The sequence below is a fragment of the Sporosarcina sp. ZBG7A genome (genome assembly GCF_000813425.1).
Taxonomy (GTDB): Bacteria; Bacillota; Bacilli; order Bacillales_A; family Planococcaceae; genus Sporosarcina.
In genome coordinates, this window is the sequence record NZ_JWIB01000051.1 from 18,897 (window position 1) to 31,267 (window position 12,371).

The window sequence follows — 12,371 nt, forward strand, 5'->3', positions numbered from 1 at the left end:
ACACTGTGGAAATTCCACAGTGTCTCTTCTACGTTATTCAAGTTCCATTTGTTTCGTTTCCGTACCTAGAAATATAACAGCTAGAACACCAATTAAAATAGCTACACAGAATATCCCGAAAATCAGCCCGAATCCGTAGCCAGCTGTTAGCATGGAACCGACCAATAAAGGACCAAAGATTCCACCGATTCGACCGATCCCTGCTGCCATTCCCGTTCCAGTTCCACGGATTGACGTTGGATATTGTTCTGGTGAATACGCGTATAGCGCACCCCATGCACCTAAGTTAAAGAATGATAGCAGTGCACCGAATAGTAACAGCATTGCTAAAGAATCTGCATTTCCAAATGCAAACGCACTAAGGGCTGTTCCTATCAAGTACGTTGCGAGGACAAACTTGCGACCTGTTCGCTCAATTAACCATGCCGCTGAGAAATAACCTGGCAGCTGCGCTAGCGTCATCAGCAAGACGTAGCCGAAGGTTTTGATCATCGCAAAACCTTTCAAGACCATCACACTTGGTAACCATAAAAACATTCCATAATAAGAGAAGACGACTGTAAACCAAACAATCCAAAGCATGAGGGTTCTCCTTCTATAAGGTTTTGCCCACAAAGCTGTTATTTTTTCCCCGACAGATTGCCTCGGTTCTCCGGCTTGTACAAATCTTGGTGAGTCCGGCAAGTTGCGTCTCAGGTAGATTGCATAAAATGCAGGCAACGCTGTTATGATTAACGCCGCTCTCCAACCGTACGTCGGAATGACAAAATATGCGATTAAAGCAGCGATAAGCCATCCTGCCGCCCAAAAACTTTCCAATAGGACAACGATTCTTCCACGCTCCTTCGCTTCCACACTTTCTGAAACTAATGTAGATGCAACTGGTAGCTCACCACCGAGCCCTGCTCCAACGAAAAATCGTAATATAAGAAATGCTGTAAGAGTTGTGGTAAGTGCAGATAACCCGCTTGCCACCGAGAATAATACCAGCGTTAACATGAATACTTGCTTTCTTCCGATTCGATCTGCTAACAGTCCAAACCCGATCGCTCCGAACATCATTCCTAATGAGTTAATACTTCCAACCCATCCAATTGCTGCAGGAGCCAGATTCCATTCTACCGCGATTGCTGCAATCACAAATGAGAGAATTCCTACATCCATTGCATCAAACATCCAGCCAGTTCCTGATATTACGAGTAATTTGTTCCGTGAAATAGGTCGCGACTTCTGAGGTTTCGAAGATACGCGTTCCATAGTATTTGCCATTGTCTTTTCTCCTCCAATGTCTAAACAACTGTCATGACACATGTCATTATACAATCGTTTAACGAAAGCGTAAAGAACAATTTAAACACCTCTTAACGGACGGTCAACACTCCATTTTGTAATTTAGCTGTAACTCCGATAAGCGTTTCCGACAACTGGTACGACTGATCCCCCACAATAAGAACCGTTCCTGCATGTGCGATCCCGATGACAATGGATCCTTCTTCTTTTGTACGGACAATCGTTTGTCCACCGCGTTTAGAACCACATTCCCGAATGGATACGTGTCGATCTGCTACAAGCTCCCCACCCCGGCAAATCCCTTCTGCTAGGAGATCCAACTGTGCATGGACATTGCATTGAGCTAGGCCGTTCCCAGTGATTTCAATAGTTCCCGCACAATTCAGGGTACTGCTTACTGCATAGGGTATACGTAAACGGCCTGAAGTTACCGTCACCTTTGGAAGATGACTTGCTACCATTTGATGGGATTTTGAGATCAGTTCAAGAAACTCCATTCCGTCTTTTACTCCCGGATTCATCGTGTTAACAAATATACTGTACAAAGTTGTTTGCAACTCATTCCAGTCAGTATCTGTTGCAATCGGTTCTCTACGCTGTGAGAATGTTTGAAGCTGTTCTTGGAAAGAAGTGTACTTATCTCCGAATCCGATACGGAACAGTTTCTTCAGATCCTGTCCATCTAACGTAGACAATTCAACCTCTCGCAACGCTCCAATATCTTGGATGAATGACCCAATCTTGTTGAAAATAGGAAGAAGTTTCTCCAATTCAGCTGCATATTTCGCATCTGGGGATTGTTGTTGTCCCACTTCAATCGTCGACGACGAAACGTTGCCTGCTACATGGACAGACTTTCCCGCAAACACCTCTGCTTTACTTACTTCTCCATCAATTCCAACAGCTCCTGTTACTTCCATGAGGCATCCCTGGCTGACGTTTCCTTTCACAGATACATCACCATCGAAATGGATATTCCCGCTCGCAAAATTCACTTCATCCATTTCTAGTGAGTCAGCGATATCTATGAAAATCACATTATCGGTGCGTTCTAAGACAAGATTCCCGGAACAATTCGCAAAGATATGGTTTCCTGTTTTCGTAACATTCTTGCCTAATCGGATTGTGGCATTCTGTCCGTCTTCTGCCATGATTTCATTACCAAACACGTCTTCACCGGATTGGCCAGGAATTGGAGGAAGGACAGCAGCAACAAGTTGACCATTCTGAACAAGTTGCACCGAGGCTCGCTCCCGGTAATTGACTTTCCCTTCGTCAGCGAGTGTTATGCCATCCACGTCAATTTGAACCTCAACATCTCCATCAAGTCCTGGTTTTGGAAAAATCCCACGTGCTACAATGGCTTCATATGGTACAACCGTCTCACAGGCTTCCCATAACACACGTTTGTCTAATGGTGCGCTGATTCCTAGTTGTGTGCATGCATCCCGAATCATACGTTGAGAACAATCATTAACAATCTCATGGATTTCTTCAGCTACTACCGTCAAATTATGCTCATACCCCGAGTCTTTTACAGTGCGAGTTACTTTTTTACCTGGTGATACGGTTAACAGCGCAAGTGCTCCCTGTTCCCTTACTGTGATGGATAACTGTGCTCGGGTCAGTTCATCAATTGTTCGAATATGTACAATATCTGATTCCGAAATTTTTCTTCTTCCGTCTATTTTCTCACCATTCACAATTACCGATACACCATTACCTGCTTCAATTGAAGGATGAGATTTCGCAGATGCTTCATGCACCTCAACTCGTCCGCCTTGAATTTTGACACCAACTTGTCCAGATTCGCCTACTAGCAAATCTGTAGTAGGTGCATTGTATCGAACTGGAGTCACGGTCACTTCCGCAAATCTGGATGCCCCGGTGAACTCACTAGATTCAGCAGTCTTATTCACATGGATATGTACATCTGACAAGTCGAGGCATAAGATGTCAATTGCCGTCTCTACAGCTTGTTCAACCGACTTTCCACGCACCGTAATCGCTTTTCCCATACCGTCTCCCACTCTCTTCGTTCTAATCCTTAAAGTGTAGCATAGCAAAGACTTCTCCGGCAGACACAAAAGACCGATTCCATGTGTGGAATCGGTCTTTTTCATGTAATTATAGTCCTGCTTCGACTTCTTTAATCATTTCTTTCATGGACTTCAATCCGCCACCAGAAAGGTACCAGTATTCTCCATTTAGATAAACGATTTTGTCGTTTTTAAATGCATTTGTTTTCTTCACAAGATCGTTTTCAATTGTCTTTTTAGCATTCGCACCCTTACCGACTGCCGCATCACGGTCAATTACGAATAGAATGTCAGGGTTTGTTTCAAGAATATATTCAAACGTAATGTTCTGTCCGTGTGTAGAAGCTTCAATTCCTTCATCAGCCGGTGTAAAACCAAATACATCGTGAATCAAACCGAAACGTGAGCTTGGACCGTACGCACTTACTTTTCCTTCAGATGCAAGAGTAATTAATGCTTTGCTATCTGATTCAGAGGCTTTTGTGTTAATGTCTTCAATTTGCTTATCTACATCAGCGAGTTCTGATTTCATTTCATCTTCTTTGTCGAAGATTTGAGCGATAGTATCCATGTTCTTCTTAAATGAATCCATGTAGTTTGCATTATCGATTCCCATATAGATAGTTGGAGCAATTTCTTCGAACTGATCATACAAGTCAGCTTGACGTCCAGAGATGAAGATCACATCCGGCTTCAGAGCGTGGAGCGCTTCGAAGTCTGGCTCTTTCAAGCTACCAAGATTTGTGTAGTCGTCACTAGCGTATTTCTCCAAGTATGCAGGTATATTTGATTGTGGAACACCTGCTACTTCAACACCAAGCTCGTCTAACGTATCCAACACACCGAAGTCAAATACTACAACTTTTTTCGGAGTGCCTTCCAATGTTGTTTCACCAAGCTCGTGCTTGAATGTCATTTCTTCTGTTTTTGCTTCTTCACTGCTTTCAGATGCTTTATCTGATCCTGCGTTGTTTGCTTCTGGTTTCTTATCTTCATCCTTAGATCCACATGCTGCAAGTACGAGCATCAATGCAAATGCCATAAATAATACGGTAAGCTTTTTCATGTTTTCTATACCATCCTTTTCGTTTATGAGTTGAAGTACACACAGATGCGACAATTGTTCATCTGTTGGATCGGGATATCCATGTCATAGATTTCCCGAAGTGATTCAGAGTTGATAATGTCATTCGTCGGACCATCTTTCACGACGCGTCCTTCTTTTAAAGCGACGATGCGGTCTGAGTAGACAGAAGCAAAGTTGATGTCGTGAAGAACGATGACAACCGTTTTACCCAATTCATCTACAAGGCGGCGTAAAATCTTCATAATTTGGACGGAGTGCTTCATATCCAAGTTATTCAACGGTTCATCCAACAAAATGTAATCTGTATCTTGCGCAATAACCATTGCGATGAACGCACGCTGTCTTTGACCGCCAGACAGCTCTTCTAAGTACATATCTTGCATACTCATTAAGTCCATATAGTCGAGTGCTTGGTTTACGATTTGAATGTCTTCAGCTTGCAAACGTCCTTTGGAGTGTGGAAAACGACCGAACGATACGAGTTCACGGATTGTTAAACGTACGTTCATAAAGTTCGATTGTTTCAAAATGGACACTCTTTTAGAAAAGTCATTGGATTTCATCTTTTTAACGTTGTTGTTATCGACGAGCACTTCACCTGTGTCCGCATCTAGCAGCCGGCTTACCATGGATAAAAGTGTCGACTTACCTGCCCCGTTCGGTCCGATGAAAGAAGTGATTTTACCTGGATGAATGTCCACGCTCACTTTTTCAACGACTGCTTTATTCCCATAGGCCTTTGTCAATTCTCGAACCTGGATCATGCAGATCGACTCTCCTTTAATAGTAAGTAGATGAAGTACGCTCCACCAACGAAGTTAATGATGACGCTAAGTGTTGTGGAGAATGTGAATACTCTTTCGACAATCCATTGTCCGCCAACTAGCGCAATGATACTCATGACTGACGCACCGGCAATTAGAATGGAGTGCTTGTAAGTTTTGAAAAACTGATACGACAGATTAGCAACGATGAGGCCGAAAAATGTAATCGGACCGACCAGCGCTGTCGATACAGCGATGAGAACTGAAGACAAAATGAGCATCGTTTTGACGATCTTATCGTGATCGACACCTAGGTTAATGGCTGTATCGCGACCGAGTGACAGCACATCCAATTCGTTGAACTTCCGCCATCCAATGATGAGTGTAATAATCAGAATCCCGAGCGCCCACCAGACAAGATCCCCGTTAATGTTATTGAAGCTCGCAAAGGATTTGTCTTGTACCCTTAAAAACTCGTTAGGGTCTATCAGTACTTGCAGAAACGTTGAGATACTCTGGAAGAAGGTTCCGACGATAATCCCAACGAGTAACAGAAAGTAAATCGGACGCTTTCCTGCTTTAAACAAGAACTGATAAAGCAGTAGGGCGAAGATAACCATAGCCCCAACTGATAACACAAAGTTCACTTGCTTATTAACAATTGTGACGTGTGTTGACCCAAGGAAAAAGATAAGCACGGTTTGTAGCAAGATATATAAGGAATCGAGCCCCATTATACTTGGCGTCAAAATACGGTTGTGCGTTATTGTTTGGAAGATGACTGTTGAATAGGCAATTGCTACACCAGTTAATGCCATCGCGACGACTTTAATACCTCTACGCGGCAACGCATAATCATAACTTCCATTTAGTCCCTGGAACAAATACAATCCGCAGAAAACGAGAGCAGCAACAGCGAGTATAAGCAATTTTGTACGATTACGCATAGGCTTTCCTCCTAAACAACATATAGAGGAATATCGCGCTGCCGATGACGCCGACCATCAAGCTGATTGAAATCTCATACGGGTAAATAATAACCCTTCCGAGAATGTCACACACGAGTAAAAAGATCGCGCCTAGCATCGCTGTATGTGGTAATGTTTTTTCCAAATTGTCACCTTTGACGATGGAAACAATATTAGGGATGATTAATCCTAAAAACGGAATGACCCCCACAGTCAAAACAACCGTAGTCGTAATGAGCGCGACCAATATCAGCCCGATGTTCACAATCCTTCGATAAGCTAGCCCCAAGTTTTTGGAGAAATCTTCACCCATTCCAGCTACCGTAAACCGGTTTGCATAGAGGTAGGTAATGATGAGAACGGGGATACTTATGTATAGCAATTCGTAACGGCCTTTCATAATAAGAGAGAAATCTCCCTGCAACCAAGAGGACATGTTTTGGATCACATTCGCTTTGTAAGCGAAAAAAGTGGTGATCGACGATAAAATATTACCGAACATGAGACCTACAAGCGGTATGAAAATGGCATCTTTAAATTTAACTTGGTCCAAAATTTTCATGAACAACAGGGTGCCACCTAGAGCAAATGCAAATGCGACGAGCATTTTCTCAATCGTTGACGTGTTTGTAAACAACAACATCGAAACGAGAATCCCAAGCTTTGCGGCATCTAATGTACCCGCCGTAGTAGGGGATACAAATTTGTTGCGGCTGAGCTGTTGCATGATCAGACCTGTAATACTCATCCCTGCACCTGCCAGCAAAATCGCAAGTAATCTTGGTAACCGACTAATGAGAAAAATTTCAGTTTCCTCAGAGCGGAAGTCCAGCAGGTCCTTTGGTGAAATATGGCTCACTCCCACAAATAGAGAAAGTAGTGAAAGGAGAATTAGCGCGATTATCAAGTAACGTTTCTTCATGAAGAACTCCGATATCTAGATATTTGCGGGCTCGAGTCGTTTAAATGAAAACAATTATCAGTTAGCCGCAATTCCCATTATAGCAAATGCAAATTGGAAGTCAACACATAACTGACAATGATTCTCACTAATTTGTGAACTTGATGGGGATGGGTTTGTAATGAGAATGAGAGGTAATCCAGGGATCTCAAAAGAGAAAACAAAACAAAAAACAGGTAGAAGGATACCATGCGCTTTCCTCCTACCTGTTATAATGTCGACACTATGTGTTCGTTCCATTCATCTTGCTATCCTTACTCGCCGACTTTGTTTCCTGACATATCATAAGCGTTGTTTCGAACATCGTCTGGAATAACGATTCCTTCAAGCTCATTGACTTGGCTCATTTTAGCGTTGATATTTTGGATGGTGACAGTTCGATAGCCCGCTATGTCCATGATTGCATCCAGTTTCATGTCAAACGAATTCGTATAGTACGTTTCTTTGTCAATATGAAGTGTGAGTTCGATCTTTTTCACTTCTACATTCTCCATCGTCCCCTCTTCTTCACCTTCCATTCCTTGACTACCCACTGCAGTTTGATCCATGAGTTCTTTCAGGAGTTCCCCAAACTTATCGCCTGAGGCGGATAAGTTCAAAATATATTCGTCTCCTTGTTCTTCAAGTGTGAATTCTTCCGTAAATTCTTTGAACACCTCCAAGTCCATCATTGCGTTGGAACTGTCCATTCCAGCTAAAACCTCATCTTGCATTTCTGCAGGAACGAGGATCCAATCGCCTTCCATTTCTTGCGTCTGAATGTATAGTTCATCTCCTTCACCATACATCTCGATATCCATCGTGCCCTCAGCATCTCCTTCCACTACCATTTGCTGATGAATCGACAACGGTTCTGTAACCATATCCATTGTGATAGCGATATCATTTTTCATGCTCAAATTTTCTTCACCTGTTGTCTTCATGTTTTGTTGAATCGAAAAATCCGCATGCATACTGCTAATCGATTCCGAAGCTTCTAATGACTTTTGATAAACTTCTTGTGCTGTAGGTTCGTTTTTTTCAACTTCTTTACTTGCATCTTTATTCGCATCTTTACCGGTACCTGTAGTATTTGTATTTGCATCTACCTCTGCATTTGGCTCTTCTCCTGATCCACACGCTCCAAGTGCTAGCACAAGTAAGCCTGCTGCAATCCCTTTTGTCCACTTTTTCATGAAATCTTCTCCTTTTTATGAAACTTCATTACATATTAGTCTACGACAGCAAATAGGTTCGGTTTCATACTTTTTCTAAAAACTCTGAAAATCCTCCTTTCTGTCCATACCCTATATTCCTAACAAAAGTCCTGGATTGTAGAATATTCCGAGAGTTATGTCGAACTTTCTGATTAAACCGTGTATACTAGCACTAAAATTGCAAAAAGGACGGGTATGATGCTAAAACAATTCTTCTCTTATTATAAACCGCACAAAAGACTGTTCATGATCGACTTTTCAAGTGCTGTATTTGTGGCATTACTCGAACTAGCATTTCCACTCGCAGTCCAAGGATTTATTGACGAACTTTTGCCTACCCGAGACTGGGACATGATTACTACGATTACTATTTTATTACTCGTCATCTATCTATTTAGTACATTCCTTCAATACCTCGTTAGCTATCTTGGACACAAACTGGGCATTAATATCGAAACGGATATGCGCGAAAAGCTGTTCAATCATGTTCAAAAACAGTCGTTCCGATTTTTTGACAATACAAAAACGGGACATATTATGACGCGGATCACGACTGATCTTTTTGACATTGGAGAGCTTGCCCATCATGGACCCGAAGATGCGTTCATAGCAGTCATGACCATTGTAGGAGCATTTATCCTGATGTACTCTATCAATCCTGAACTCGCTCTCATTGCAATCGTTATGGTGCCTTTCCTCATTGTCCTCGTTGCTTTCTGTAACAAAGCCATGAATTCCGCTTGGCTCAATATGTATGGAAAAATTGCAGAAGTAAATGGACGTGTAGAAGACTCAGTCTCAGGATCACGTGTCGTAAAATCATTTACAAATGAAAATTTCGAACTGGCTCGTTTCCAGAAAGACAACGGAAACTTCCGGCTTGCTAAATTAGTTGCATATAACGTAATGGCCTGGACGACTTCTTCCATTTATATGATGACGCGTCTGCTCACACTCGTAATTTTAGTTGTTGGAGCGTGGTTTACCATCCAAAAGACGCTCTCTATTGGGGAATTGGTTAGTTTCATATTGTTCGTCAACATCCTCATTAAACCAGTTGATAAAATCAGTGCATTGCTAGAACTCTATCCAAAAGGGATGGCAGGATTTAGCCGTTTCCAAGACTTGCTTAACCAAGATCCAGAAATCATTGATATCCCTGATGCGATTGACGTCGCACACTTAAATGGAGATATCAGCCTTTCAAATGTCACATTTGGTTATGATGGCGGAAAGCCAGTGCTCAACAACCTGAGTTTGTCGATTCAATCTGGACAAACCATTGCTTTTGTAGGACCTTCAGGTGCTGGGAAAACTACGATTTGCTCGCTGATTCCTCGGTTTTACGATGTGAATGAAGGACAGATTACAATCGACGGGATGGATATCCGTAATATGAGTCAACGTTCGTTGCGCCGTCAGATCGGCATCGTCCAACAAGACGTTTTCCTCTTTACTGGCACCGTTAAAGAAAACATTGCTTACGGAGATTTAAATGCTCCAGATGAGGCGATCTACGAAGCCGCCAAGCGTGCTCATTTAGAAGACTTCATCGCTAATCTTCCTGATGGTTACGAAACGCAAATTGGTGAACGCGGTTTGAAATTGTCTGGTGGACAAAAACAGCGTCTCGCAATTGCGCGTATGTTCTTAAAAAATCCACCGATTCTAATTTTGGATGAAGCAACTTCTGCGCTAGATACTGAGACAGAACGTATTATTCAAGAATCGCTTACAGAGCTTTCTGAGAATCGAACGACTCTCGTCATCGCCCACAGACTCGCGACAATACGCGATGCAGACCGTGTCGTCGTTGTGACACCTGAAGGGATTGCAGAAGATGGCGGGTATGCTGAGCTAGTTGCAAAGAATGGTATTTTTTCAAAATTACACGCAAATCAATTTCAACAGGTTTAAGAAAATTGGAAACGGGCATACTACTACTATCCCACCCCCTTTCTCTTATAGAAAAAAAAGAACGGCACTGCCAATACTGGCGGTGCCGTTCTTTTTCTTTTAATGACTGATAATGAATTCCTCAAGTTTCTTTCGTTCGCGCTCGTCCATCTCTACAACCATCAGAGTGCCGTCTTCTTCGTACTCTGTAGATTTCACATATGTTTCCTCGTTCAAATAGGAAACCAAATCTCCACGATCAAAAGGAATGAGGAGTTTACACGTAATATGTTTTTGATAAACTTTTTGCTCAATGAGAGTGACTAACTCGTCGATGCCCACACCCGTCTTTGCTGAAAGCCAAATTTGGTCATCTTGTACACGTGGATAATCCACGTCACTTGCAAGATCCGCTTTGTTGTAAACGTACATCGTCGGGATATCTTCCACACCGACTTCTTGGAGTGTTTTGTTCGTGACGTCAATCATATGACGGTACTCTGGATTTGAAACATCTACAACGTGCAGAAGCAAATCTGCTTCACGGGCTTCCTCCAATGTAGAACGGAAGGCTTTCACTAGATGGTGAGGAAGTTTTGCAACAAAACCAACAGTATCAGTTAGGATGAATGGTTTACGATCCATCAGTGTAACGTTCCGGACTGAAGTGTCGAGCGTTGCAAATAACATATCTTTCTCCATCACGGTCTTTGCTTCATCACCATTTGCTTCAGATAAGATTCTATTCATTAACGTCGATTTTCCAGCATTCGTATAGCCTACGATTGAAACGACAGGCGTTCCACTACGTTTTCGTTGCTTCCGCTGAACATCGCGCTGTTGCTTCATGCCTTCTAATTCTTTCCGCAACTTTGCAATCTGCTCTTCGATTTTACGGCGATCGAGTTCCAACTTCGTTTCACCGGCACCTTTGTTTTGGAACCCGCCACCAGTACCTCCACCTTGCCGACCAAGGGAAGCCCGTAATCCGACTAGCCTTGGTAATGAATATTGCAGTTCTGCTAGTTCAACTTGCATTCGCGCTTCGTGGGTTCGGGCTCTTCGCGCGAATATGTCCAATATGAGCATTGTCCGGTCAATGATTTTCACTTCCAGATCGCGTTCCAAGTTACGTAATTGCGAAGGGGACAGCTCATCATTGAAAATGATGAGATTTGCTCCTGCTTCGTCTGCAAATAATCTTACTTCATCAATCTTCCCTTTTCCGATATAACCTGTCGGATGCTTACGCTCTAACTTTTGGACAACATTTCCGACGACTTTCACCCCAACAGCTGCCGCCAGATTACCAAGTTCCTCTAGCTCGTATTCAAAATGATCATCGTTCTGTTCTTCTACCCCAACGAGTATCGCGGTTTCTATTATCTGTTCCATTTCATCCATTCAAACACCTTCTCCCAATCATTTACCTTATTATTCAGCTTGCCCCGTCACAACAGCATGCATACGGTTCCGTTCGTCCGGATTTTCTATAAAGCGCAGTCGTACGTCATTCAACATAAGACTTTCCTGATCTTCGGGTTGTACTCCGAGAATCCTACACCAGCGCTCGAGCGTACGTTTAGGTTCTCTAGTAACAAGTCCACATTCCAAAATTCGTTCGGCATCACGATCATCAGTAATTGCACCTTCTGCACGTAATGCAAGGCGACGACTCTGTTCACTTTCTTCCCATTGAATGAAAAACGGGGCAGGAAGATCAGTTAAATCCTTCTCATCCACAAATAGCATTTTCCATTTCTTAAGGGTTCCTGAAGAGGTTAAACGAGAAGCATCTAGCACACCAGAAGTATGCATCCCCATTCTTTCAAGCTTCTGATTAAGAGTTTGTATATCGTCGGTTGAAATGCATAGCGTCCCCCAGCCCTCTCCATACGTCGCTAAGTCGTTTTTCAATAGCTCGATTAAAGGATGAGAGGAGAAGTCTGCTACCTCCTCGTTTTCAATTGCCAACCACTCGATATAGGCATTTTGCAAGTAAAGGAGTGCATTGTATGTCCCCCATTGTTCGTGTCTTCCACCAACAACTGTACCCGGATACTGTGTAGCAACTACTTCAGGTGTGCGTTTTGTAAACCAAACAACATGATCGAGTTTCATAACCAGTTCCCCCTTTACTAGTATCATACCCCACCCGCAGAAAGAAACC

At 42.8% G+C, this 12,371-nt stretch carries 10 protein-coding genes; 1 reads left to right on the forward strand and 9 read right to left on the reverse strand.

Features of this window, described 5'->3' with window-relative positions:
- Positions 1 to 33: 33 nt before the first annotated feature.
- The 7 genes from RL70_RS15545 to RL70_RS15575 all read right to left on the reverse strand — a co-directional run bounded on the left by RL70_RS15545 (position 34) and on the right by RL70_RS15575 (position 8,284).
- Entirely contained in the window at positions 34 to 1,269 is a 1,236-nt protein-coding gene (locus RL70_RS15545) for an MFS transporter (protein WP_231567290.1), read from the reverse strand.
- Between the two features lie 92 nt (positions 1,270 to 1,361).
- Positions 1,362 to 3,413, reverse strand: a complete 2,052-nt coding sequence (locus RL70_RS15550; RefSeq protein WP_082003446.1) for a FapA family protein — start codon at positions 3,411 to 3,413, stop codon at positions 1,362 to 1,364.
- Between the two features lie 4 nt (positions 3,414 to 3,417).
- The gene (locus tag RL70_RS15555) at positions 3,418 to 4,395 is read right to left on the reverse strand and encodes a siderophore ABC transporter substrate-binding protein (RefSeq protein WP_039044319.1); all 978 of its coding nucleotides are present in this window, start codon (positions 4,393 to 4,395) and stop codon (positions 3,418 to 3,420) included.
- Positions 4,396 to 4,418: 23 nt separating this feature from the next.
- On the reverse strand, positions 4,419 to 5,180 hold the full coding sequence (locus tag RL70_RS15560) for an ABC transporter ATP-binding protein (protein WP_039044320.1): 762 nt from the start codon (positions 5,178 to 5,180) through the stop codon (positions 4,419 to 4,421).
- Positions 5,177 to 6,127, reverse strand: a complete 951-nt coding sequence (locus RL70_RS15565; protein ID WP_039044321.1) for an iron chelate uptake ABC transporter family permease subunit — start codon at positions 6,125 to 6,127, stop codon at positions 5,177 to 5,179. Before RL70_RS15565 ends, RL70_RS15560 begins: the two co-directional genes overlap by 4 nt.
- Complete coding sequence (locus tag RL70_RS15570; RefSeq protein ID WP_039044322.1) at positions 6,120 to 7,070, reverse strand: ABC transporter permease; 951 nt, start codon at positions 7,068 to 7,070, stop codon at positions 6,120 to 6,122. Before RL70_RS15570 ends, RL70_RS15565 begins: the two co-directional genes overlap by 8 nt.
- A 293-nt stretch (positions 7,071 to 7,363) precedes the next feature.
- Positions 7,364 to 8,284: a DUF6612 family protein gene (locus RL70_RS15575; protein WP_039044323.1), complete on the reverse strand. Its 921-nt coding sequence runs from the start codon at positions 8,282 to 8,284 to the stop codon at positions 7,364 to 7,366.
- Between the two features lie 219 nt (positions 8,285 to 8,503).
- Here RL70_RS15575 and RL70_RS15580 point away from each other — a divergent pair, with 219 nt between their 5' ends.
- Positions 8,504 to 10,222: an ABC transporter ATP-binding protein gene (locus tag RL70_RS15580; protein WP_039044324.1), complete on the forward strand. Its 1,719-nt coding sequence runs from the start codon at positions 8,504 to 8,506 to the stop codon at positions 10,220 to 10,222.
- A 99-nt stretch (positions 10,223 to 10,321) separates the two neighbouring features.
- Here RL70_RS15580 and hflX read toward each other — a convergent pair whose 3' ends face one another.
- A complete protein-coding gene (gene hflX, locus RL70_RS15585) occupies positions 10,322 to 11,596 on the reverse strand; it encodes a GTPase HflX (RefSeq protein WP_369795248.1) in 1,275 nt (424 codons plus the stop codon).
- A gap of 39 nt (positions 11,597 to 11,635) precedes the next feature.
- Positions 11,636 to 12,322, reverse strand: a complete 687-nt coding sequence (locus tag RL70_RS15590) for a VOC family protein (RefSeq protein WP_039044326.1) — start codon at positions 12,320 to 12,322, stop codon at positions 11,636 to 11,638.
- Between the last annotated feature and the right edge of the window lie 49 nt (positions 12,323 to 12,371).